The organism is Mycobacterium sp. GA-2829 (assembly GCF_001499965.1).
GTDB lineage: Bacteria > Actinomycetota > Actinomycetes > Mycobacteriales > Mycobacteriaceae > Mycobacterium.
Genome location: NZ_LQIT01000078.1, coordinates 167,412 through 191,031, shown reverse-complemented (window position 1 = coordinate 191,031; position 23,620 = coordinate 167,412). Strand labels below are relative to the sequence as shown.

Below are 23,620 nucleotides of genomic sequence, written 5' to 3'. Positions count from 1 at the left end.
ATCCGACCTGCTACTTGGACTTGAGCATGTTCCGCAGCACGTACTGCAGGATGCCGCCGTTGCGGTAGTAGTCGGCCTCACCGGGGGTGTCGATGCGCACCACCGCGTCGAACTCGACGGTCTCGCCGCTCTCCTTGGTCGCCTTGACGTGCACCGTCTTGGGCGTCTTGCCCTCGTTGAGGGCCTCGATGCCGGTGATGTCGAACGTCTCGGTGCCGTCGAGCTTGAGCGACGCCGCCGACTCACCCTCGGGGAACTGCAGCGGGATGACGCCCATACCGATCAGGTTGCTGCGGTGGATGCGCTCGAAGGACTCGGTGATCACCGCGCGCACACCCAGCAGGCTGGTGCCCTTGGCGGCCCAGTCACGCGACGAGCCGGAGCCGTACTCCTTACCACCGAGCACGACCAGCGGGATGCCCTGCTCGGCGTAGTTCTGCGCGGCGTCGTAGATGAACGCCTGCTCGCCGCCGTTGGTGAAGTCGCGGGTGTAGCCGCCGGAGACGTCGTCGAGCAGCTGGTTCTTGAGCCGGATGTTGGCGAAGGTGCCCCGGATCATCACCTCGTGGTTACCGCGGCGGGAACCGTAGGAGTTGTAGTCCTTCTTCTCCACGCCGTGCGAATCGAGGTACTGCGCGGCCGGGGTGCCCGGCTTGATGCTGCCCGCGGGGGAGATGTGATCGGTGGTGACCGAATCGCCCAGCAGGGCCAGCACCCGCGCACCGGAGATGTCGCTGACCGGCTCCGGCTCGGCGGGCATTCCGTCGAAGTACGGAGGCTTACGCACGTAGGTCGAGTCCTCGGCCCATTCGAAGGTGTCACCGCTCGGCGTCGGCAGATTGCGCCACCGGTCGTCGCCCTTGAACACGTCGGCGTAGTTCTTCTTGAACATCTCGGTGTTGATCGCATTGGCGATCGTGTCGTTGATGTCCTGCTGCGACGGCCAGATGTCCTTGAGGAACACCTGATTGCCATCGCTGTCGGTGCCCAGGCAGTCGTTCTCGAAGTCGAAGTCCATGCTTCCGGCCAGCGCGTAGGCGATGACCAGCGGCGGGGACGCCAGGTAGTTCATCTTGACGTCCGGATTGATCCGGCCCTCGAAGTTGCGGTTGCCCGACAGCACGGCGGTCACCGACAGGTCGTTGTCATTGACGGCCTTGCTGATCTCCTCCGGCAGCGGACCACTGTTGCCGATGCAGGTGGTGCAGCCGTAGCCGACCAGGAAGAAGCCCAGCTTCTCCAGGTACGGCCACAGGCCGGCCTTGTCGTAGTAGTCGGTGACGACCTGCGAGCCCGGCGCCATCGTTGTCTTGACCCACGGCTTACTGGTCAGGCCCTTCTCGACGGCATTCTTGGCCAGCAGCGCCGCGCCCAGCATCACCTCGGGGTTGGAGGTGTTGGTGCAGGACGTGATCGCGGCGATCACGACGGCGCCGTGGTCGATGACGAACTCACCGAGTTCGTCGGACTTGACGGTGACCGGGTTGGTCGGGCGGCCCTCGGCCCCGTTGGCGGCGGAGACCACCTCGACCGAATCCTCGTCTGCGAAGGACAGCGCCACCGGATCGCTGCCGGGGAACGTCTCCTCGACGGCCTCGTCGACGTTGGAGTGCGCCGCGGAGTTGCCGTTCTCGACGTAGTTGTGGATGTCCTTGCGGAACGCGCTCTTGGCGTCGTCGAGGGCGATGCGGTCCTGCGGACGCTTGGGTCCGGCGATCGAGGGCACCACGTCGGCCAGGTCGAGCTCGAGGTACTCGGAGAACTTCGGCTCGCGGCTCGGGTCGTGCCACATGCCCTGTTCCTTGGCGTAGGCCTCGACCAGCGCCAACTGCTCGTCGCTGCGGCCGGTCATCCGCAGGTAGTCGATCGTCACGTCGTCGATCGGGAAAATGGCTGCGGTGGAACCGAATTCGGGGCTCATGTTGCCGAGCGTGGCGCGGTTGGCCAGCGGCACCTCGGCGACGCCGTCACCGTAGAACTCGACGAACTTGCCGACCACACCGTGCTTGCGCAGCATCTCGGTCACGGTCAGCACCACGTCGGTGGCGGTCACGCCGGGCCGCCGCTCGCCGGTGATCTTGAAGCCGACGACGCGGGGGATGAGCATCGAGACCGGCTGGCCGAGCATGGCGGCCTCGGCCTCGATGCCGCCGACGCCCCAGCCCAGCACGCCGAGGCCGTTCTCCATGGTGGTGTGGCTGTCGGTGCCCACACAGGTGTCGGGGTAGGCCACCCCGTCCCGGTCCATGACGACGCTGGCCAGGTACTCGATGTTGACCTGGTGGACGATGCCGGTGCCGGGCGGGACGACCTTGAAGTCGTGGAACGCGCCCTGACCCCAGCGCAGGAACTGGTAGCGCTCGCCATTGCGCTCGTACTCGATCTCGACGTTGCGCTCGAAGGCGTCGGCGCGGCCGAACAGGTCCGCGATCACGGAGTGGTCGATGACGAGGTCGGCGGGCGCGAGCGGGTTCACCTTCTGCGGGTCGCCGCCGAGGTCGCCGACCGCCTCACGCATGGTGGCGAGGTCGACGATGCACGGCACGCCGGTGAAGTCCTGCATGATCACGCGGGCCGGGGTGAACTGGATCTCGATGCTCGGGTCGGCTTGCGGATCCCAGTTCGCGATGGCCTCGATGTGGTCCTTGGTGATGTTCGAGCCGTCCTCGGTGCGCAGCAGGTTCTCCGCGAGCACCTTGAGGCTGTACGGCAGTTTCTCCGTGCCGGGAACCTTGTCGAGGCGGTAGATCTCGTAAGACTTGTCCCCGACGGTCAGGGTGTCACGGGCTCCAAAAGAATCCTTGCTGCTCACATCAACTCCCGGTTGTTCTCGCCGCGACGGGCTGTGTCGGCGGCATAGCCGATTCTAACAGTACGTTTGTCCTGCAAACACCTGGGGCTCCCCCACAGTCTTGTCCTCGGCAGTGGGTCGTGCCACCCCCGCGGAGATCGTCGCGGTACCGTGCTGCCTGTGACTGCGCCGGAGGTCGTACCCTTTCTGCCCGGCTTCATTCCGCCGGATGTCGACATGAACAAGGTGATCGCCGACGTGGGGGACGACGGCGTCAGTGCGCCGGGGGCCGATGAGGCGGCGTTGCGGCAGGTGGTCTCGGAGGCTCGCTCCGACGGCATCGATCTCAAGATCGTCGTCATCGATACGAATCCGCCGATCGACACCCCGCTGCGCGACATCGCGACCGAGGTCGGCCAGGTCTACCCGGGGTCGACCGTGCTGGCGATGAGCCCGTCGTTCGCCGGCACCTACAGTTCGGTCTTCGACCGGGTGACGCTGGAGGCCGGTCAGGACCTCGCCAAGACCGGCGATCCGGTGCAGTCGTCGAAGAATTTCGTCGGCCAACTCACCACTCCGGATTTCCCCTGGACCGCATTGACCATTGTCGTTGTTTTAGGGGTCGCGGCGGCCACCGCGGCGACGCGATGGTTACAGATTCGAGGCAAACGGGCGGCTGCGGTCGAAACCGCGCCGACAGACTCTGACCAGCGCTGACGCCGTTTCTCGTCGCGCTGCGCCATTTCGAAGATCACTATTCGATAACAGTTAATTCAATTACAAACATGTAGTTTGTGACTAAAGTTTCTTCAGCGTCGATTGTGACGTACGGTGCATTCGGTACCCAATGATGTCGCTGTGCCTGATGTGACTTGTGTGCATCGGTGCCCCTCCCGGACGTGCACCACGTTCGCGTCGACCCCAAGGAGACTCGAGTCGAATGAGACGCACCGCTCGCGCCTCCGCATCCCGGCTAGTCGGCCGGATGTGCGCGCTGCCCCTCACCGCGGGTCTGTTGATGTCGACGGCGCTGTGGGGCGGCGCCCCCGCGTCCGCGGACACCAACGACGTCGCGACGCTGGTGGCCGCCGTCGCCAACGCCAACCAGAAGCTGCAGGACCTCGGCGCCACCGTCCAGAGCACGCAGGAGAGCGTCAACAAGGCGATCGTCGACGTACAGAACGCCCGTGACGCCGCTGCCACCGCTCAGCGTGAGCTCGAGACCAGCCAGCGCGGGATCGAGGACGCCACCATCGCCATCGAAGCCGCCCAGAGGCGCTTCGACACCTTCGCCGCGGCCACCTATGTCAGCGGTCCGTCGTCGTCGTACGTGACCGCCGCCGACCCCGCCGACGTACTGCACACCGCCTCGACCGCCCAGACGCTGTCGGTCAGTTCGGCGCGCGTCATCGAGAACCTGCAGCGCGCCCGCACCGAACAGGTCAACAAGGAATCCGCTGCGCGCCTTGCCAAGCAGAAGGCCGACCAGGCCACCGCCGACGCCGAGGCCAGCCAGCGCGCCGCGGTCGCCGCACTCACCGAGGCGCAGCAGAACTTCAAGGGTCAGCAGGCCGAACTGGACCGCCTCTCGGCCGAGCGGGCCGCCGCCCAAGCGCGGCTCGCCGAGGTCCGCAAGGCGTCCGCATCCACCGCGCCCGCCGCCCCGCAGGCGGCCCCGTCGGCTCCCGGTGCGAACTGGGACCGCGCGCCGGGCGCACCGGCGCCGGCGACCCAGAACTGGAACACCGCATGGGATCCCACGCTGCCCGCGATCCCCAGCGCGTTCGTCAGCGGCGACCCGATCGCGATCATCAACGCCATCCTCGGGATCACCGCCACCTCGGCGCAGGTGACCCAGCAGATGGGCCGTTCCTTCCTGCAGAAGATCGGCCTGCTGCCCACCCCGTCCGGGTTCACCAACGGTGCGATCCCGCGCGTCTACGGCAGGCAGGCCACCGAGTACGTCATCAAACGCGCCATGTCGCAGATGGGCGTGCCGTACTCGTGGGGTGGCGGGAACGCCGCCGGCCCAAGCCGCGGAATCGATTCCGGCGCAGGCACCGTCGGCTTCGACTGCTCGGGCCTGATGCTGTACGCGTTCGCCGGAGTCGGGATCAAACTCGACCACTACTCCGGATCCCAGTACAACGCAGGCCGCAAGGTGCCGAACTCGCAGATGCGGCGTGGCGACATGCTGTTCTGGGGACCCAACGCCAGCCAGCACGTCGCGCTCTACCTCGGCGACGGTCAGATGCTCGAAGCCCCCTACACCGGGTCGGTGGTCAAGATCTCGCCGGTGCGCACCAGCGGCATGACCCCGTACGCGACCCGGTTGATTGAATGGTGAGATTGTTGGATTCATTGCGCCGCATTGCTTTTCACGGCGTCAAGATGGCCGTCGTTGCGGTGGCCGCAGTCGCGATGCTGGTCGGGGTGAGCAGCCCCGCGCACGCCGCACCCGACGACGGACAGTGGGACCCCACGCTGCCCAAGCTTCTCAGCGCCGGTGCGCCGGGGGACCCGCTGGCGATCGCCAACGCGTCGCTGCAGGCGACCGCGCAGGCCACTCAGGTGACGATGGATCTGGGCCGCAAGTTCCTGTCGAGCATCGGGCTCGGGTCCGCGCCCGCCGCGGGTGTCGCTCCTGGCCGCGTGCGCGGACCGCAGGCGATCGAGTACGTGATCCGGCGTGGCGCCTCGCAGATGGGGACCCCGTACTCCTGGGGCGGCGGAAAACCCAACGGCCCCAGCCGGGGCATCGACTCGGGTGCCAACACCGTCGGCTACGACTGCTCGGGTTTCACCCAGTTCTCCTACGCCGGGGTGGGCGTACTCATCCCGAAGTACTCGGGCGACCAGTACAACACCGGACGCAAAGTCCCGACCTCACAGGCGAAGCGCGGCGACCTGTTGTTCTGGGGTCCCGGCGGCAGCCAGCACGTGGCCATGTACCTCGGCAACGGGCAGATGCTCGAGTCCTCGGGCAGCGCGGGCAAGGTGACGGTCAGCCCCGTCCGCAACGCCGGGCTGCAGCCATACGTGGCCCGCATCATCGAATCCTGAGCACAGCCTGAGGCGAACCGGGCAACGTCGACGGAATTCGGACTGCCTGGAATAGTTGACGGCGGGCGCCCTCGCGTCCACCGCACGACCAGCGATAACAGTGAGAGGAATCTCGATGACGTCACCGAGTGGGCCGCCGCAGGGCGCCGGAGGTTATTCCGGTCCGAACCCCGCGCAGGGTTATCCCGCCGGTTCCCACGCCGCACCGCAGAGCCCGCCCGCCGCGCAACCTGCCTCCGGCGGCCTGCAGTCCGAGGTGCACACGCTGGAGCGGGCGATCTTCGAGGTCAAGCGCATCATCGTCGGCCAGGACCGGTTGGTCGAGCGGATGCTCGTCGGCCTGCTCGCCAAGGGTCACGTCCTCCTCGAGGGCGTGCCGGGTGTGGCCAAGACGCTGGCGGTCGAGACCTTCGCCAAGGTCGTCGGCGGCACGTTCGCGCGCATCCAGTTCACCCCCGACCTGGTGCCCACCGACATCATCGGTACCCGCATCTTCCGGCAGGGCAAGGAAGAGTTCGACATCGAACTCGGCCCCGTGGTGGTGAACTTCCTGCTCGCCGACGAGATCAACCGCGCCCCGGCCAAGGTGCAGTCCGCCCTGCTCGAGGTGATGGCCGAGCGCAAGATCTCCATCGGCGGCAAGACCTTCCCGCTGCCGCAGCCGTTCCTCGTCATGGCGACACAGAACCCCATCGAGCAGGAGGGCGTCTACGCACTGCCCGAGGCGCAGCGCGACCGCTTCCTGTTCAAGCTCAACATCGACTACCCGTCGCCGGAGGAGGAGCGCGAGATCATCTACCGGATGGGTGTGAAACCCCCGGAGCCCAAGCAGATCCTCGCCACCGGTGACCTGATGCGGCTGCAGGACGTCGCGGCCAACACGTTCGTCCACCACGCGCTCGTCGACTACGTCGTCCGCATCGTCACCGCCACCCGCGAACCGGAGAAGTTCGGGATGCCCGACGCGAAGTCGTGGATCGCCTACGGTGCCTCACCGCGTGCCTCGCTCGGCATCATCGCCGCGGCGCGTGCGCTGGCGCTGGTGCGTGGCCGCGACTACGTCATCCCGCAGGACGTCGTCGAGGTCATCCCCGATGTGCTGCGGCACCGTCTGGTGCTGACCTACGACGCGCTGGCCGACGAGGTGTCCGCGGAGACGGTGATCAACCGGATCATGCAGACGGTCGCGCTGCCGCAGGTGAATGCCATTCCGCAACAAGGTCCTTCGGCACAGCCCGCGGTCCCGGCCGGAGCGGGTGTGGCGGGCGGTCGGTGACCTCCGCCGACGGCCGTTCGGTCGATCTGCCGTCGCTGGAGCGTGGGCAGATCCGCGACCCCGCACTGTCGGCGGCGCTGCGCAAGCTCGAACTCACGGTGCGCCGCAAACTCGACGGCGTCCTCCACGGCGACCACCTCGGGCTGATCCCCGGTCCGGGTTCGGAGCCGGGGGAGTCGCGGATCTACCAGCCCGGCGACGACGTGCGCCGCATGGACTGGTCGGTGACCGCGCGCACGACGGTGCCGCACGTGCGGGAGATGATCGCCGACCGCGAGTTGGAGACCTGGCTGGTGGTCGACATGTCGGCGAGCCTCGACTTCGGCACCGCGGGGTGTGAGAAACGGGATCTCGCCGTCGCCGCGGCCGCCGCGATCACCTTCCTCAACAGCGGGGGCGGCAACCGGATCGGCGCGATCATCGCCAACGGCGAATCCGTCCGGCGCGTACCCGCCCTGTCCGGGCGGATGCACGAGCAGGAGATGCTGCGCACCATCGCGACCATGCCCAAGGCGCCGGCGGGCGTGCGCGGTGACCTGGCGGCGGCGATCGACGCGCTGCGTCGCCCCGAGCGCCGCCGCGGGATGGCGGTGATCATCAGCGACTTCCTGGGCCCGATCAACTGGATGCGGCCGCTGCGCGCGATCGCAGGTAGGCACGAGGTGCTGGGCATCGAGGTGCTGGACCCGCGCGACGTCGAGCTGCCCCCGGTGGGGGACGTGGTCCTGCAGGACGCGGAGACCGGCGTGACGCGCGAATTCACGATCGACGAACAGCTGCGTGAGGACTTCGAACGCGCGGCCGCCGAGCACCGCGCCGAGGTGGCCCGCACCCTGCGCCGGTGCGACGCGCCGCTGCTGAGCCTGCGCACCGACCGGGACTGGATCGCCGACGTGGTGCGGTTCGTGGCGAACAGACGCCGCGGCGCCATGGCCGGCCGATGAGCGCTCGCGCGAAGAGCGATGACCGAGCTGACTATAGAAACGAATTGACAAGCCGCACATGACATTACCGTTGCTCGGCCCGATGTCCCTCTCGGGTTTCGAACATCCGTGGTTCTTCCTGTTCCTGCTCGTCGTGCTCGGTCTGGTCGGGCTCTACATCATCGTGGCGATGGCCCGGCAGCGCCGGATCCTGCGCTTCGCGAACATGGAGCTGCTGGAGAGCGTCGCGCCGAACCGGCCCAACCGGTGGCGCCACATCCCGGCCATCCTGCTGGTGACCTCGCTGGTGCTGCTCACCGTCGCGATGGCCGGGCCGACCCGCGACGTGCGTATCCCGCGTAACCGTGCGGTGGTGATGCTCGTCATCGACGTCTCGCAGTCGATGCGTGCGACCGACGTGTCACCGAGCCGGTTGGCCGCGGCGCAGGAGGCCTCCAAGCAGTTCGCCGAGGAGTTGACGCCCGGTATCAACCTCGGGCTGATCGCCTACGCCGGCACCGCGACGGTGCTGGTCTCGCCGACCACCAACCGCGAGGCGACCAAGAACGCGATCGACAAGCTGCAGCTCGCCGACCGCACCGCGACCGGTGAGGGCATCTTCACCGCGCTGCAGGCGATCGCGACCGTCGGCGCCGTCATCGGTGGTGGCGACGAACCGCCGCCGGCGCGCATCGTGCTGTTCTCCGACGGCAAGGAGACCGTGCCGTCGAATCCGGACAACCCCAAGGGCGCGTTCACCGCGGCCCGCACCGCCAAGGATCAGGGTGTGCCGATCTCGACCATTTCCTTCGGCACCCCGTACGGCTACGTGGAGATCAACGAGCAGCGGCAACCGGTTCCGGTCGACGACCAGATGCTCAAGAAGATCGCCGACCTGTCCGAAGGTGAGGCGTTCACCGCCTCGAGTCTCGAGCAGCTGCGCGAGGTCTACGCCAACCTGCAGCAGCAGATCGGCTACGAGACCATCAAGGGTGACGCGAGCGTGGGCTGGCTGCGGCTCGGTGCGCTGATCCTGGCGGTCTCGGCACTGGCCGCGATGCTGCTCAACCGGCGCCTGCCCGGCTGATGCCGCAGGCGAGGCGATTTCGGCCGACGACGGCCCAGACGTTAAGTTGGCGAACATGACCGACAGCGCAGTAGCCGAGACCGATAGCCCGTCCGCGGGCGGCCGACCGCCGTTCGTTCCCCGATCCGTCCTGGTCACGGGCGGTAACCGGGGTATCGGGCTGGCGATCGCGCAGCGGCTGGCCGCCGACGGTCACAAGGTCGCGGTCACCCACCGCGGCTCCGGCGCCCCCGAGGGATTGTTCGGTGTCGTGTGTGATGTCACCGACAGCGAGGCCGTCGACCGCGCGTTCAAAGAGGTCGAGGAACACCAGGGCCCGGTCGAGGTGCTGGTCTCCAACGCCGGCATCTCCAAGGACGCGTTCCTGATGCGGATGACCGAGGAGCGGTTCACCGACGTCATCGACGCGAACCTCACCGGCGCCTTCCGGGTGGTCCAGCGGGCGTCGCGCAGTATGCAGCGCAAGCGCTTCGGCCGGATCATCTTCATCGGCTCGGTGTCCGGTATGTGGGGCATCGGCAACCAGGCCAACTACGCCGCCGCCAAGGCCGGCCTGATCGGTATGGCCCGCTCGATCTCGCGTGAGCTGGCCAAGGCCAACGTCACCGCCAACGTGGTGGCGCCCGGCTACATCGACACCGAGATGACCCGCGCGCTCGACGAGCGGATCCAGGCCGGGGCGCTCGATTTCATCCCCGCCAAGCGGGTCGGCACGGCCGAGGAGGTCGCCGGCGCGGTGAGCTTCCTGGCGTCTGAGGATGCGCACTACATCGCCGGCGCGGTCATCCCGGTCGACGGCGGCATGGGCATGGGCCACTAGAAGAGATAAGGACTTTCACATGGCAGGGCTTCTTGAAGGTAAGCGCATCCTCGTCACGGGGATCATCACCGACTCGTCCATCGCGTTCTACATCGCCAAGGTCGCCCAGGAGGCGGGCGCCGAGATCGTGTGCACGGGCTTCAACCGGATGCGGCTCATCGAGCGCATCCTCGACCGGCTGCCGTCCAAGCCTCCGCTGCTCGAACTCGACGTGCAGAACGAGGAGCACCTGGCCACCCTCGCCGACCGGGTCACCGAGGTGATCGGGGAGGGCAACAAGCTCGACGGCGTCGTGCACTCGATCGGTTTCATGCCGCAGACCGGCATGGGCATCAACCCGTTCTTCGACGCTCCCTACGAGGACGTCGCGAAGGGTATCCACATCTCGGCGTACTCGTACGCCTCGCTGGCCAAGGCGCTGCTGCCGATCATGAATCCGGGCGGCGGGATCGTCGGCATGGACTTCGACCCGACCCGCGCGATGCCGGCCTACAACTGGATGACCGTCGCCAAGAGCGCGCTCGAATCGGTCAACCGGTTCGTGGCGCGGGAAGCCGGCCAGGTCGGTGTGCGGTCGAATCTCGTTGCCGCAGGCCCGATCCGGACGCTCGCGATGAGCGCGATCGTCGGTGGCGCGCTCGGTGACGAGGCCGGCGCACAGATGCAGCTGCTCGAAGAGGGCTGGGACCAGCGGGCGCCGCTCGGCTGGAACATGAAGGACCCGACCCCGGTGGCCAAGACCGTGTGCGCGCTGCTGTCGGACTGGCTGCCCGCGACCACCGGCACGATCGTGTACGCCGACGGCGGCGCCAGCACCCAGCTGCTCTAGTGGACCTCGACGCGCTGCTGCTGCTGTCCTTCGGGGGTCCCGAAGGACCCGACGAGGTGATGCCGTTCCTGGAGAACGTCACCCGGGGCCGCGGGATCCCGAGGGAGCGGTTGGCCAGCGTGGCCGAACACTATCTGCACTTCGACGGTGTCTCGCCGATCAATGGCATCAACCGTGCGCTGATCGCCGAGATCGAGGCCGAACTCGCCGACCGCGGGGAGACGCTGCCGGTGTACTTCGGCAACCGGAACTGGGCGCCCTACGTCGAGGACGCGGTCACCCAGATGCGCGACGACGGGGTGCGCCGCGCGGCGGTGTTCGCGACGTCGGCGTGGGGCGGGTACTCCAGCTGCACGCAGTACAACGAGGACATCGCCAGGGGCCGGGCGGCCGCCGGTGACAGCGCCCCCGAGTTGGTGAAGCTGCGGCACTACTTCGACCATCCGTTGCTGGTCGAGATGTTCGCCGAAGCGATCGGCGTTGCGGCGCAGTCACTTCCGGCCGAGTTGCGCGACGAGGCCCGGCTGGTGTTCACCGCCCACTCGATCCCGACCGCCGCCGACGAGCGGCACGGACCGCACCTGTACAGCCGCCAGGTCGGCTACGCCACCCGGTTGGTGGCCGCGGCCGCCGGTTACTCGGAGTTCGACCAGGTGTGGCAATCGCGATCGGGTCCGCCGCGGATCCCGTGGCTCGAACCCGACATCGGCGATCACATGGCGGCGCTGGCCGAGCGCGGCACCAAGGCGGTCATCATCTGCCCGATCGGGTTCGTCGCCGACCACATCGAGGTGGTGTGGGACCTCGACAGCGAGGTGCGCGAACAGGCCGACGGACTCGGCATCGCGCTGGCCCGGGCCAGCACTCCGAACGCCGACCGGCGCTACGCACGGTTGGCGCTCGATCTCGTGGACGAACTGCGCGTGAGCCGCGAGCCCTCCCGGGTCGCGGGTGCCGACCCTGCGCCGGGATGCGGGTACAGCCTCAACGGCACGACGTGTGCCGATTCGCCACGCTGCATCGCACGGATCACGGGCTGACCCGGTCTTCGCGTCGCGAAACTGAAGCCACGCAGCGAAAGTGCGAGTGCGGCCCTGCGGGAGTTCCGTCTCGCGACGGGGCGGGTTCGCCCGCTACGTGGCCTGTCGGAAGTACGGTTCGACCGTGCCGTTGACCTTCACCACCATCGGATTGCCCCGACGGTCCTTGGCGGTGGGCACTTCGACACGCACCCAACCCTCGGCCACGTCGTACTCGACGACATTGGTCTTCTCGGCCCCGTTGAAGCGAATACCGACGTCGCGGCTGAGCGCCTCCTCGTCGTAAAACGGGCTGCGCGGATCGATGGAGAGATGGTTCGGGGGGACGTCGGTGATCTGGTCCTCGGACATGATGGCTTTCGGTCGATGCTGTGGCGGTCGCGAATCGGACCGCTGCGAGCCTACCGGGCGCGACCGAGTCCCCGAACTGCTCGTTCCGTGGTGAAGTTAGGGGATTCGAACCCCTGACCCCCACGCTCGCTTCACGAGACGGAAGCCACGCAGGGAAAGAGCGAGAGCGGGCCTGCAGGAGTTCAGCCTCGCGCCTTCGGCGCGCCCCGAAAATTCACAGCGTGTTCGTCTTGCGCTCCCCAGGTCGTGGGTGAATCATCTCTGTTGCGTCATAAACATTGCGTTGCGCAGTACGCAACAACTCTCCGTGAGTGGAAGTGGTCCGCCCATGCCCAAGATCGTCGTGATCGGTGCCGGAATCGTCGGCACGTCACTGGCCGACGAGTTGACCGCCCGCGGCGCCACCGACGTCACCGTCGTCGACCGCGGTCCGCTGTTCGCCACCGGCGGGTCCACCTCCCACGCCCCGGGGCTGGTCTTCCAGACCAACCCGTCGAAGACGATGACGGCGTTCGCCCGCTACACCGTCGAGAAGTTCTGTGCACTCGAGCATCCCGATGGTTGGGCGTTCAACCAGGTCGGCGGCCTCGAGGTCGCCACCACCCCTGAGCGCTGGGCCGATCTCCACCGCAAGGCGGGCTGGGCGCAGGCGTGGGGGATCGAGGGTCGGCTGCTCTTCGCCGGTGAATGCGCCGCGCTTCACCCGCTGGTCGACCCCGAGCGCATCCTCGGCGGATTCCACACTCCCGCAGACGGTTTGGCGAAAGCGGTGCGCGCCGCCGAAGCCCAGGCGCGCCGGGCGATGGCACGCGGCGCCACCTTCCTGCCACACACCGAGGTACTCGGTGTCGTCGACGAGGCGGGCCGGGTCACCGGCGTCCGCACCGCCGACGGCACCCTGCCCGCCGACGTCGTCGTGTGCGCCGCCGGCTTCTGGGGCGCCGAACTCGCCAAGCAGGTCGGCCTCGTCGTCCCGCTGGTGCCCATGGCGCACCAGTACGCGAAGACCGGTCAGATCGCCCCGCTGGTCGGCCGCAACACCGAACACGCCGAAGCCGGACTGCCGATCCTGCGCCACCAGGACGCCGACCTGTACTTCCGCGAACACGTCGACCGCATCGGCATCGGCTCCTACTGCCACCGGCCGATGCCCGTCGACATGACCACGCTGGCGGCCGACACCGCGGGCGAATCGATGCCCTCGATGCTGCCGTTCACCGACGAGGACTTCGACCCCGCCTGGCGAGAAGCGACCAAACTCATTCCGGCGCTGCAGGATTCGAAACTCGAGGAGGCCTTCAACGGGATCTTCTCGTTCACCCCCGACGGGTTCTCGATCATGGGTGAGCACCGCGACCTCGCCGGGTTCTGGGTGGCCGAGGCGGTCTGGGTCACCCATTCGGCGGGCGTGGCGAAGGCGACCGCGGAGTGGATCCTCGACGGCACCCCCTCGCTCGACGTCAGTGAATGCGATCTGTACCGGTTCGAGGACGTGGCCCGCAGCCCCGAGTTCATCCTGCAGACCAGCTCGCAGGCCTTCGTCGAGGTCTACGACGTCACCCACCCCTACCAATTCCGCGAGAAGCTGCGCAATCTGCGCACCAGCCCGTTCCACGCAAGGCACCGCGAACTCGGCGCCCACTTCTACGAGGGCGGCGGCTGGGAACGGCCCGCCTGGTTCGACGCCAACGCAGACCTGCCCCTGGGCGTCGACCTCGCCGCCCGCGACCCGTGGTCGGCGTACAACTGGTCGCCGATCGGGATCGCCGAAGCGCATGCCACGCGCGAACGCGTCGCGATGTACGACATGACACCGCTGACCCGGTACGAAGTGTCCGGCCCCGGCGCCGCCGCGTTCCTGCAACGCATGACCACCAACAACGTCGACAAGAGCGTCGGATCGGTCACCTACACCCTGATGCTCGACGAGGCCGGCGGCATCCGCAGCGACCTGACCGTCGCGCGGCTGGGCCCGGCCACGTTCCAGGTGGGCGCCAACTCACCCCGCGACTTCGACTGGCTCGACCGTCACCGCCCCGACGACGTCGTCCTGCGCGACATCACCGGCGGCACCTGTTGCATCGGCGTTTGGGGCCCGCGCGCTCGCGACATGGTGGCACCGCTGTGCCCGGACGACCTGTCCCACAGCGCGTTCCGCTACTTCCGCGCCCTGCGCACCTACCTCGGCGCGCTCCCGGTGACGATGCTGCGCGTGTCCTACGTCGGTGAACTCGGCTGGGAGATCTACACGAGCGCCGAATACGGCGCCGCGCTGTGGGATCTGCTGTTCGACGCCGGACGGGAGCACGGTCTGATCCCCGCGGGGCGGATCGCGTTCAACAGCCTGCGCATCGAGAAGGGCTACCGCAGCTGGGGCACCGACATGACCACCGAACACCGGCCCGCCGAGGCGGGTCTGGACTTCGCGGTGCGTATGGACAAGGGTGACTTCATCGGCCGCGCCGCGCTCGAACAGGCCGCACCGCCACGAAAGATGCTGCGCAGCATCATCTTCGACGACGCTCGTGCCGTCGTCCTCGGCAAGGAACCGGTGTACCTGGCCGGTGAGTGCGCCGGATACGTGACCAGCGCCGGCTTCTCGCCGACCGTCGGTCGCACCATCGCCTATGCCTGGCTCCCGGTCGACGTGCACGACGGCGACGCCGTCACCGTCGACTACCGCGGCACCCGTCACCCCGCCACCGTCCACGGCGAACCCGTCGTCGACCCCGAGATGTCACGGATCCGGAGATGAGCATGCCGTACGACGTCATCGTCATCGGGCTCGGCGGGATGGGTAGCGCCGCCGCCTACCACCTCGCCGCGCGAGGGCAGCGCGTGCTCGGCCTCGAGAAGTTCACCCCCGCCCACGACAAGGGTTCCAGCCACGGCGGATCCCGCATCATCCGGCAGTCCTACTTCGAGGACCCCGCCTACGTGCCGCTGCTGCTGCGGGCCTACGAACTCTGGGACCGCCTCGCCACCGACTCCGAGCGCGAGGTGTACCGAATGACCGGCGGCCTGTTCATCGGTCCGCCCGACTGCCTGACGGTCGCGGGCAGTCTGCGGGCGAGCCGGGAGTGGGGGCTGCCGCACGACCTGCTCGACGAGAAGGAGATCCGCGACCGCTACCCGACCTTCACCCCGCGTGACGGTGACATCGCGCTGTACGAGGCCAACGCCGGATTCGCCCGGCCGGAGCTGACAGTGCAGGCGCACCTCGACCTCGCCGAGAAGGCCGGGGCGACACTGCGGTTCGGCGAACAGGTCATCGAGTGGTCCGAGACCGCCGAGGGGGTGCGGGTTCGCACCGCGGCGGGCACCTACACCGCCGGGCAGCTGGTGATCTGTCCGGGCGCGTGGGCGCCGCAACTCCTCGCCGCATTCGGCATCCCGATCACCGTGGAACGTCAGGTGCTCTACTGGCTCGACCCGGTCGGCGGCACCGGGCCGTTCGTCGACCACCCGATCTTCATCGCCGAGAACGAACGCGCCGAACAGATCTACGGTTTCCCCGCGATCGACGGTCCGCGCGGCGGGGTGAAGGTGGCCTTCTTCCGCAAGGGCGTCGTGTGCACTCCCGAGACCATCGACCGCGAGGTGCACGAGCAGGAGATCCGCGAGATGCGCGAGGAGACCGCCCGGCTGCTGGCCGCGCTGGACGGGCCGTGTGTGCATTCCGCGACGTGCATGTACTCCAACACCCCCGACCAGCATTTCGTCATCGCGCGACATCCCGACAGCCTCAACGTCACCGTCGCATGCGGCTTCTCGGGGCACGGGTTCAAATTCGTGCCGGTGGTGGGGGAGATCCTGGCCGACCTCGCCACCAAAGGCGAAACCGCCCATCCCATCGATCTGTTCGACCCCCATCGGCTGGTGCATGCATGACCGCCACCGAACAGCCCCCGTCACTGCTGGCCACCCTCGGTGGCGAGTTCTACACCAGCGAGGCGGTATTCGCCGCCGAGCGCACCCGGATCTTCGAGAGCTCCTGGATCTGCGCCGCCCGCGCGGCCGACCTGTCCGCGCCGGGCCAGTTCAAGAAGGTCCAGATCGGCGGCGAGAGTGTGCTGGTGGTGCGCGCCCGCGACGGCCTGCTGCGGGCGTTCCTCAACGTCTGCAGGCACCGCGGCGCGCAACTGTGCACCGAGTCCGAGGGTCAGGTCAAGCGCACGCTGCGCTGCCCGTACCACGCGTGGACCTACGCCCTGGACGGCAAGCTCGTCGCCGCACCGAACCTCGGCGCGCTCACCGACAACAGCGGTGCGGCCATCGACCGCTACGAGTACGGGCTGGTGCCGGTGGCCCTGACCGAATGGCTCGGCTACGCCTGGGTGTGCCTGGCCGACATCCCGCCGTCGTTCGAGGACACCGTGATCGGCGAGGTCGCGTTCCGGCTCGGCGACGCGGGCGCCATCGACCGCTACGGCGCCGAGGGACTGCAGCTCGGCCGGCGCATCGTCTACGACGTCGCCGCCAACTGGAAGCTCATCGTCGAGAACTTCATGGAGTGCTACCACTGCTCCTCGATCCACCCCGAACTCGTCGACGTGCTGCCGGAGTTCGCTCGCGGCATGGCGGCGCAGTCCGCGGTCGGCCACGGCGCCGAATTCGGTTCGGAGGTCGCCGGGTTCACCGTCGACGGCTCCGAGGGCTTCGGCATGCTGCCCGGTCTGTCGACGGATCAGGACCGGCGCTACTTCGCGATCACGGTGCGGCCGTCGGTGTTCATCAACCTGGTGCCCGACCACATCATCCTGCACCGCATGTACCCGCTGGCCGTCGACCGCACCGTCGTGGAATGCGACTGGCTCTACGCACCGGACGTGGTCACCGACGGACACGACGTGACCCGCTCGGTGGAGCTGTTCCACCGGGTCAACCAGCAGGATTTCGAGGCCTGTGAACGCACGCAACCGGCCATGTCGTCGCGGGCCTACCGACACGGCGGTGTGCTCGTCCCGGCCGAACACCACCTCGCGGAGTTCCATCAGTGGGTAGTGTCCCGTCTCGGCACGTAGGACGGCTGCGCAAGGGGTTGACCCATGGACGGATCACCGGACCTCTACATCGGAGGTTCATGGCGGCACGCCTCCGACGGCGGCATCCGCGACATCGTCGACCCGGCTGACGGCACCGTCACCGCCCGCGTCGACGAAGCCACACCCGACGATGCGCGTGACGCCGTCGCCGCCGCCCGGCGGGCCTTCGACGACGGCGCGTGGCGGGCCACCCCGGTCGCCGAACGCTCGGCACTGCTGCACCGGATCACCGACCTGCTGATCCGGGACAAGGAGCAGCTCTCCCTGCTGGAGACCCGAGACACCGGAAAGACGTTGCCGGAGAGCCGGATCGACATGGACGACATCACGTCGGTGTTCCGGTACTACGCCGATCTGATCGCGACCCAGTCGGATCGGGTCGTCGACGTCGGTGATCCGACCGTCATCAGCCGCGTGGTGCACGAACCCATCGGGGTGTGCGTGCTGATCGCACCGTGGAACTATCCGCTGCTGCAGATGTCGTGGAAGGTCGCGCCCGCCCTGGCCGCGGGGTGCACGATGGTGATGAAACCCAGCGAGGTCACCCCGCTGAGCACGATCGCGTTCACCCGGCTGCTCGAGGAGGCCGGGGTGCCGCCCGGCGTGGCCAATCTGGTCCAGGGCAGCGGCGCGACGCTCGGGCCCGCGCTGACCGACACGCCCGACGTCGACTTCATCTCGTTCACCGGCGGCGTGGCCACCGGCCGGACCATCTCCGAGGTCGCGGCCCGGCACGTCACCAAGGTGGCACTCGAACTCGGCGGGAAGAACCCGCACATCGTGTTCGCCGACATCGGCAGGGGTGACGGCTGGGACGCCGCCGTCGACCACGTGCTCACCGGGGTGTTCCTGCACTCGGGGCAGGTGTGCTCGGCCGGGACCCGACTCATCATCGAGGAGTCGATCGCCGACGACTTCGTCGCCGACCTCGCTGCGCGGGCGGCCAAGATCCGCGTCGGCAACGGGATGGACCCCGCCAGCGAGACCGGCCCATTGGTCTCCCAACAGCACCGCGACAAGGTGGAGTCCTATGTCGCACTGGGCATCTCGGAAGGCGCGAAGCTGGTGTGCGGCGGACAGCGGCCGGACGACCCCGCGCTGGCCGACGGCAGCTACTACCTGCCGACGATCTTCGACCGGTGTGACCGGTCGATGCGGATCGTGACCGAAGAGACCTTCGGCCCGATCCTGACGGTGGAGCGGTTCACCGACGAGTCCGAGGCGATTCTGCTCGGCAACGACACGCAGTACGGTCTCGCGGCCGGCGTCCGCACCTCGGACACCGCGCGCGGCGAACGTGTGGTGCGAGCCCTGCGGCACGGCACGGTGTGGCTCAACGACTTCGGGTTCTACACCGCCGCAGCGGAATGGGGCGGGTACGGCAAGTCAGGCAACGGTCGCGAACTCGGTCTCGCCGGGCTCGCGGAATATCAAGAGACCAAACACATCTGGCACAACGTCGCGCCTCAGAAGGCCGGTTGGTTCAAGGGCTGACCGCAGAAAGGACACCACCATGGTGCTCAAAGAGCCGCACTCCGACAGCGGCCTCGACGACTTCGGCTACCGCGAATCCCTGGACCGCAGCATCGGCAAGTTCGCCAGCTTCGCCGCGGGCGTCAGCTACATCTCCATCCTCACCGGCACATTCCAGCTCTTCTACTTCGGGTTCGGCACCGCCGGACCGGCCTACCTGTGGTCCTGGCCCATCGTGTTCGTCGGGCAAATGGCAGTGGCCCTGTGCTTCATGGAACTCGCGGCCAAGTATCCCGTTGCCGGTTCGGTCTACAACTGGAGCAAGAAGCTCGCCAGCCGGCTGGTCGGCTGGACGTCGGGCTGGTTGATGCTCACCGCGTCCATCGTGACGATCTCCGCGGTGGCGCTGGCCTACCAGCTCAACCTGCCCCGGCTGTGGAGCGGGTTCCAGATCATCGGCGACGGCTCCGGCGAATACGACTACGCGGCCAACGCGGTGCTGCTCGGCACCATCCTGATCGCGTTCACCACTCTCGTGAACGCGCTGGGCGTGCGGCTGATGTCGATGATCAACAGCTCCGGGGTGTTCATCGAACTGATCGCCGCCGTGCTGATCGCGTTTCTGCTCGCCATCAACGTCCAGCACGCCCCGGACATCTTCTTCTCCACCAACGGCTACGGCGCCGACGAGAGCATGGGCTTCCTCGGGGCGTTCCTGATCGCCTCGCTGGCGTCGGGCTACGTGATGTACGGGTTCGACACCGCATCGTCGCTGGGGGAGGAGACGGTCGAACCGCGCCGCACCGCGCCCAAGGCGATCGCCCGCGCCATCCTCGCGTCGTTCGTGATCGGCGGCGCCATCCTGGTTTTCGCGGTGATGGCCGCCCCCAACCTGCAGGACCCCGCGCTCGGTGAGAGCACCGGCGGCCTGCAGTACATCGTCGAGCAGGTGATGTGGGGACCGCTCGGCAAGGTGTTCCTGGTCTGCATCGTCATCGCCGTCACGGTGTGCACCCTGGCCGTGCACACCGCCGCGATCCGCCTGACGTTCGCGATGGCCCGCGACAACGCGCTGCCGTTCGGCGAGAAGCTGGCCACCGTCCACCCCAAGACCCAGACCCCGATCGTGCCCGCCGTGACCATCGGCATCATCGCGGTCGTCATCCTCGTCATCAACATCGAGCAGCCCAAGATCTTCACGGTGCTGACGTCGATCGCGATCATCATGATCTACCTCGCGTACCTGATGGTCACCGGACCGCTGCTCAAGAAGCGGTTGCAGGGCCAGTGGCCGCCCAAAGACCTCAAAGAGGGCGGGTACTTCACGATGGGCCGGTGGGGCCTGCCGGTGAACATCCTCGCCGTGGTGTGGGGGATCGGGATGGCGCTGAACCTGGCGTGGCCGCGGGTCGCCGTCTACGGCGAGCCCTGGTACAACACCTGGGGCGCCTTCGTCTACATCGGCGTCATCCTCGGGGCCGGGTTGCTGTGGTACGCGCTGAAGGGTCGCCACCACATCGGCTGCCTCGAATCTCACGCCGCCACAACGAAAGAAGATGTACTCGATGCCTGACACCGGCACCTTCGATTACGTCATCGCCGGTGGCGGCACCGCGGGCTGCGTGCTGGCGGCGCGGTTGTCGGAGGATCCGGACGTCACCGTCTGCCTTATCGAGGCCGGGCCGTCGGACGTCGGCGACGACAAGATCCTGGTGCTCGCCGACTGGATGCATCTGCTGGACTCGGGATACGACTGGGACTATCCGATCGAACCGCAGGAGCGGGGTAACTCGTTCATGCGGCACGCGCGCGCCCGCGTCCTCGGCGGGTGCTCGTCGCACAACTCGTGCATCGCGTTCTGGCCGCCCGCCGAGGCGCTCGACGACTGGGTCGCCATGGGCGCCGAGGGGTGGAGTGCCGCGGACATCCTGCCGCTGACCGAGCGGCTCACCAAGACCGTCCAGCTGCGTGACGTGCCAGCCGAAGATCCGTGCGGCACAGCGGTGTTGGAGGCCGCCGCGCTGGTGGGCCTGCCGACGGTCGCGTTCAACCGCGGTGAGACCGTCCGCAACGGCGCCGGCTGGTTCCAGATCAACGCCGGTGAGGACGGGCTGCGCAACTCGACCTCGCACGCGTTCCTGCATCCGATCCTGGAGAGCAGGCACAACCTCGAGGTGCGCACCGACTGCTGGATCGCCGAGATCCTGTTCGACGAGTCGAACAACGCCACCGGCGTGCGGTACCAGCGGCCCGACCTGACCGGCTACGACTCCGTGTCCGCGCGCCGCGAGGTCATCGTCTGCGCCGGCGCCATCGATACCCCGAAACTGTTGATGCTCTCCGGGATCGGCCCCACCGCGCACCTGCGGGAGATCGGCATCACGGTCCGCGTCGACTCGCCGGGGGTGGGGGCCAACCTCGACGACCATGTCGAGGGGCTGGTGTTCTGGGAAGCGGCACAGCCGATGGTCAGCGAATCCACGCAGTGGTGGGAGATCGGGCTGTTCACCACCGTGGACGACGGGGTGACGCAACCGGATCTGATGATGCACTACGGCAGCGTGCCGTTCGACATGAACACCCTGCGGCGCGGCTACCCGACCACCGACAACGGATTCTGCCTGACCCCGAACGTGACCCAGGGCCGCAGCCGCGGCACGGTGCGGTTGCGCAGCCGCGACTTCCGCGACCGCGCGCGCGTCGACCCGCGGTACTTCACCGATCCCGACGGCTACGACGAACGGATCATGCTGGCCGGGGTTCGCCTGGCCCGCCGCATCGCCGAACAGACGCCGCTGGCGCCGTGGGTGCACCGCGAGCTCGCACCCGGACCCAACGCCACCACCGACGACGAACTCCTCGACTACATCCACCAGTGCCACAACACCGTTTACCATCCGGCGGCCACCGCGCGGATGGGCGCGGCCTCCGACCCGATGGCGGTGCTCGACCCCGAGCTGCGGGTGAAGGGGGTGTCGCGGCTGCGGGTCGTCGACGCGTCGGCGATGCCGAAACTGCCCGCGGTCAACCCGAACATCACCGTCATGACGATGGCGGAGAAATGTGCTGATCTCATCCGAAAGACGTGACGGCGGTGGACGCGGCTGACTCGGGTGTGCGGGCATTCCTGGCCCAGCACACGCCCTTTCAGGCGATGTCCAGCGACGAGCTCGACCGGCTGGTCGACGGCGCTCGCGTCGAGGAATTCCCGGACGGCGCCCTGGTCGCCGACTACACCGGGCCGGTGCCCGACGTCATCTGGATGGTGCGCGACGGGCAGGTGACCCTGCACGCCGGAGGCGCCGTCATCGACACCGTCGATCCCGGCGGCATTTTCGGGTACACCCCCATCCTGGTCGGCGAGGGGTTGCAGTTCGACGCGCGAACAGCGATGCCCAGCAGGCTGATCCAACTGCCGGCTGCACTGGTGCGGGCCCAGTTCGCCAGCCCGGCGGGGCTGGCGTTCCTGGCGTCGTCGGCCTGGAAGGCCACCACCACCGCCGCCCGACCCTCACGTCCGATGGGCGGTCAGGCCGTCGGCGAACTGGTCGACCGCACTGTGCTGACGGTCGACCCACAGACCACGGTGCGCGACACCGTCACCCAGATGACCCGCCACGGAGTGTCGTACGCGTTGATCCGGCTGCCCGACGGCCGGCTGGGAATCTTCACCGACCGCGATCTGCGGGCACGGGTGGTCGCGGCGGGACTACCGGTCGACGTCGAGATCAGCCGGGTGATGAGCGCCCCGGCCCGCACCGTCACCGCCGACCTCACCGCCGAGACGGTGCTGATGGAGATGCTCGAGAGCGGTGTGCGGCACATGCCCGTGCTGACCGGCCGCGGCGAGGTGGTCGGCGTACTCGAGGATGCCGACCTCCTCGCGGCGGCCGCGCGGCAGAGCTTCATGCTGCGCCGGGCGATCGGATCGGCCACCGACGCGCGGGAGCTGCAGCGCGTCGGTCAGCGGGTGCACCGTGTCGCGGCCGACGTGTTCCGCAACGGGACCAAGGCGACCGCGGCCAGCGCGATCCTGTCCGTGGTCGTGGACAGCCTGGTGCGCCGGGCGCTCGAGCTCGCGTTGATCGAAAGCGGCGGGGCGGCAGCTGATTTCGCATGGTTGACGCTGGGCAGTGTGGCGCGGCGGGAGGCGATGCCGTCGTCGGATGTGGACAGCGCGTTGTCGTGGAGCGACGAAACGCGTTGCGACCCGATGACATTGCGCACCGTCGCCGGCCGCACCCACGAGATCCTCGACGGATGCGGGCTGCCCTCGGACAGCAACGGCGCCGTCGCGAGCAAGCCGGGTTTCGCCCGGCCCGCATCGCAGTGGCTGGCCTCCGCGCACGGGTGGATCGACCAGCCGCTGCGCGACCGCGGACTCATCATGTCGTCGCTGATGATCGACGCCCGGGTGGTCTGGGGCGACCCGGCCCTGCACACAGTGCCCACCGCGTACCGCCGACTGCGTGAGCACCCCGAGACGCTGCGCCTGCACCTGCTCGACGCGGTCTCCGGCCGGGTGCGCACCCGCTCGCTGCGCGACGTGCTGGCCCGCCGCGGCGGCACCTTCGACCTGAAGAGCCACGCGCTCACCCCCATCGTGAACCTGGCCCGGTGGGGCGGGCTGACCGCGGGCCTGGCCAACGCGACCACCCCGGCACGGCTGGCGGCCGCCGCCGACGCCCGCACCCTCAGCGCCCAGGACGCCACCACACTGTGCGATGTGTTCCTGATGGTGCAGCGGCTGCGCATGACCCATCAGGTCGAACAACTCACCGCGGGCCACCCGCCCAACGACGTCGTCACCATGTCGGATTTGTCGCCGCTCAACCGCAGCCTGCTCAACGAGGGGCTGCGGGAGATCGCCGCCGTCCAGCGACGGGTGCGCCAAAGCGGCATCCCCGCCGTTTAGGCTGACG

Annotated in this window: 18 protein-coding genes; 16 read left to right on the top strand and 2 right to left on the bottom strand. The window is 68.2% G+C overall.

Features of this window, described 5'->3' with window-relative positions; all coding sequences use genetic code 11:
• Positions 1-10 precede the first annotated feature (10 nt).
• Positions 11-2,812, bottom strand: a complete 2,802-nt coding sequence (gene acnA / locus AU194_RS29640; protein ID WP_059092802.1) for an aconitate hydratase AcnA — start codon at positions 2,810-2,812, stop codon at positions 11-13.
• Positions 2,813-2,971: 159 nt separating this feature from the next.
• Here acnA and AU194_RS29635 point away from each other — a divergent pair, with 159 nt between their 5' ends.
• The 9 genes from AU194_RS29635 to AU194_RS29595 all read left to right on the top strand — a co-directional run bounded on the left by AU194_RS29635 (position 2,972) and on the right by AU194_RS29595 (position 11,829).
• Positions 2,972-3,508, top strand: coding sequence for a DUF6676 family protein (locus AU194_RS29635; RefSeq protein ID WP_157576592.1), 537 nt, complete (start codon positions 2,972-2,974; stop codon positions 3,506-3,508).
• A gap of 223 nt (positions 3,509-3,731) precedes the next feature.
• Complete coding sequence (ripA, locus tag AU194_RS29630; protein WP_059092801.1) at positions 3,732-5,138, top strand: NlpC/P60 family peptidoglycan endopeptidase RipA; 1,407 nt, start codon at positions 3,732-3,734, stop codon at positions 5,136-5,138.
• A gap of 44 nt (positions 5,139-5,182) precedes the next feature.
• On the top strand, positions 5,183-5,854 hold the full coding sequence (ripB, locus tag AU194_RS29625) for an NlpC/P60 family peptidoglycan endopeptidase RipB (RefSeq protein WP_059092800.1): 672 nt from the start codon (positions 5,183-5,185) through the stop codon (positions 5,852-5,854).
• 115 nt (positions 5,855-5,969) lie between these two features.
• Positions 5,970-7,130 (top strand): MoxR family ATPase, encoded by a 1,161-nt coding sequence (locus AU194_RS29620; protein WP_059092799.1) that lies wholly within the window; start codon positions 5,970-5,972, stop codon positions 7,128-7,130.
• Positions 7,127-8,074, top strand: a complete 948-nt coding sequence (locus tag AU194_RS29615) for a DUF58 domain-containing protein (protein WP_059092798.1) — start codon at positions 7,127-7,129, stop codon at positions 8,072-8,074. The genes AU194_RS29620 and AU194_RS29615 overlap by 4 nt, the downstream gene beginning before the upstream one ends.
• 58 nt (positions 8,075-8,132) lie before the next feature.
• Positions 8,133-9,140, top strand: a complete 1,008-nt coding sequence (locus AU194_RS29610; RefSeq protein WP_059092797.1) for a VWA domain-containing protein — start codon at positions 8,133-8,135, stop codon at positions 9,138-9,140.
• Between the two features lie 55 nt (positions 9,141-9,195).
• Positions 9,196-9,960: a 3-oxoacyl-ACP reductase FabG1 gene (gene fabG1 / locus AU194_RS29605; RefSeq protein ID WP_059092796.1), complete on the top strand. Its 765-nt coding sequence runs from the start codon at positions 9,196-9,198 to the stop codon at positions 9,958-9,960.
• A gap of 19 nt (positions 9,961-9,979) precedes the next feature.
• On the top strand, positions 9,980-10,789 hold the full coding sequence (gene inhA, locus AU194_RS29600) for an NADH-dependent enoyl-ACP reductase InhA (RefSeq protein WP_059092795.1): 810 nt from the start codon (positions 9,980-9,982) through the stop codon (positions 10,787-10,789).
• A complete protein-coding gene (locus AU194_RS29595; protein WP_082698905.1) occupies positions 10,789-11,829 on the top strand; it encodes a ferrochelatase in 1,041 nt (346 codons plus the stop codon). Before inhA ends, AU194_RS29595 begins: the two co-directional genes overlap by 1 nt.
• Before the next feature lie 93 nt (positions 11,830-11,922).
• Here AU194_RS29595 and AU194_RS29590 read toward each other — a convergent pair whose 3' ends face one another.
• On the bottom strand, positions 11,923-12,180 hold the full coding sequence (locus AU194_RS29590; protein ID WP_059092794.1) for a DUF3297 family protein: 258 nt from the start codon (positions 12,178-12,180) through the stop codon (positions 11,923-11,925).
• A gap of 328 nt (positions 12,181-12,508) precedes the next feature.
• Here AU194_RS29590 and AU194_RS29585 point away from each other — a divergent pair, with 328 nt between their 5' ends.
• The 7 genes from AU194_RS29585 to AU194_RS29555 all read left to right on the top strand — a co-directional run bounded on the left by AU194_RS29585 (position 12,509) and on the right by AU194_RS29555 (position 23,613).
• Positions 12,509-14,935: an FAD-dependent oxidoreductase gene (locus tag AU194_RS29585; protein WP_059092793.1), complete on the top strand. Its 2,427-nt coding sequence runs from the start codon at positions 12,509-12,511 to the stop codon at positions 14,933-14,935.
• Positions 14,936-14,937: 2 nt separating this feature from the next.
• On the top strand, positions 14,938-16,071 hold the full coding sequence (gene solA / locus AU194_RS29580; RefSeq protein WP_059092792.1) for an N-methyl-L-tryptophan oxidase: 1,134 nt from the start codon (positions 14,938-14,940) through the stop codon (positions 16,069-16,071).
• Complete coding sequence (locus AU194_RS29575) at positions 16,068-17,204, top strand: aromatic ring-hydroxylating dioxygenase subunit alpha (RefSeq protein WP_059092791.1); 1,137 nt, start codon at positions 16,068-16,070, stop codon at positions 17,202-17,204. The genes solA and AU194_RS29575 overlap by 4 nt, the downstream gene beginning before the upstream one ends.
• Before the next feature lie 24 nt (positions 17,205-17,228).
• The gene (locus tag AU194_RS29570) at positions 17,229-18,719 is read left to right on the top strand and encodes an aldehyde dehydrogenase family protein (RefSeq protein ID WP_059092790.1); all 1,491 of its coding nucleotides are present in this window, start codon (positions 17,229-17,231) and stop codon (positions 18,717-18,719) included.
• Positions 18,720-18,738: 19 nt separating this feature from the next.
• A complete protein-coding gene (locus tag AU194_RS29565) occupies positions 18,739-20,271 on the top strand; it encodes an APC family permease (protein ID WP_059092789.1) in 1,533 nt (510 codons plus the stop codon).
• Positions 20,264-21,787, top strand: coding sequence for a GMC family oxidoreductase (locus AU194_RS29560; protein WP_059092835.1), 1,524 nt, complete (start codon positions 20,264-20,266; stop codon positions 21,785-21,787). The genes AU194_RS29565 and AU194_RS29560 overlap by 8 nt, the downstream gene beginning before the upstream one ends.
• 65 nt (positions 21,788-21,852) lie before the next feature.
• Positions 21,853-23,613: a putative nucleotidyltransferase substrate binding domain-containing protein gene (locus tag AU194_RS29555; RefSeq protein WP_369804255.1), complete on the top strand. Its 1,761-nt coding sequence runs from the start codon at positions 21,853-21,855 to the stop codon at positions 23,611-23,613.
• Positions 23,614-23,620: the final 7 nt, after the last annotated feature.

Bases quoted from the DNA above. Each gene is read 5' to 3' on its own strand.
- ripA (WP_059092801.1), top strand. From the start codon at position 3,732: ATGAGACGCACCGCTCGCGCCTCCGCATCCCGGCTAGTCGGCCGGATG.
- ripB (WP_059092800.1), top strand. From the start codon at position 5,183: ATGGCCGTCGTTGCGGTGGCCGCAGTCGCGATGCTGGTCGGGGTGAGC.
- AU194_RS29620 (WP_059092799.1), top strand. From the start codon at position 5,970: ATGACGTCACCGAGTGGGCCGCCGCAGGGCGCCGGAGGTTATTCCGGT.
- AU194_RS29610 (WP_059092797.1), top strand. From the start codon at position 8,133: ATGACATTACCGTTGCTCGGCCCGATGTCCCTCTCGGGTTTCGAACAT.
- fabG1 (WP_059092796.1), top strand. From the start codon at position 9,196: ATGACCGACAGCGCAGTAGCCGAGACCGATAGCCCGTCCGCGGGCGGC.
- inhA (WP_059092795.1), top strand. From the start codon at position 9,980: ATGGCAGGGCTTCTTGAAGGTAAGCGCATCCTCGTCACGGGGATCATC.
- AU194_RS29590 (WP_059092794.1), bottom strand. From the start codon at position 12,180: ATGTCCGAGGACCAGATCACCGACGTCCCCCCGAACCATCTCTCCATC.
- AU194_RS29585 (WP_059092793.1), top strand. From the start codon at position 12,509: ATGCCCAAGATCGTCGTGATCGGTGCCGGAATCGTCGGCACGTCACTG.
- solA (WP_059092792.1), top strand. From the start codon at position 14,938: ATGCCGTACGACGTCATCGTCATCGGGCTCGGCGGGATGGGTAGCGCC.
- AU194_RS29575 (WP_059092791.1), top strand. From the start codon at position 16,068: ATGACCGCCACCGAACAGCCCCCGTCACTGCTGGCCACCCTCGGTGGC.
- AU194_RS29570 (WP_059092790.1), top strand. From the start codon at position 17,229: ATGGACGGATCACCGGACCTCTACATCGGAGGTTCATGGCGGCACGCC.
- AU194_RS29565 (WP_059092789.1), top strand. From the start codon at position 18,739: ATGGTGCTCAAAGAGCCGCACTCCGACAGCGGCCTCGACGACTTCGGC.
- AU194_RS29560 (WP_059092835.1), top strand. From the start codon at position 20,264: ATGCCTGACACCGGCACCTTCGATTACGTCATCGCCGGTGGCGGCACC.
- AU194_RS29555 (WP_369804255.1), top strand. From the start codon at position 21,853: ATGTCCAGCGACGAGCTCGACCGGCTGGTCGACGGCGCTCGCGTCGAG.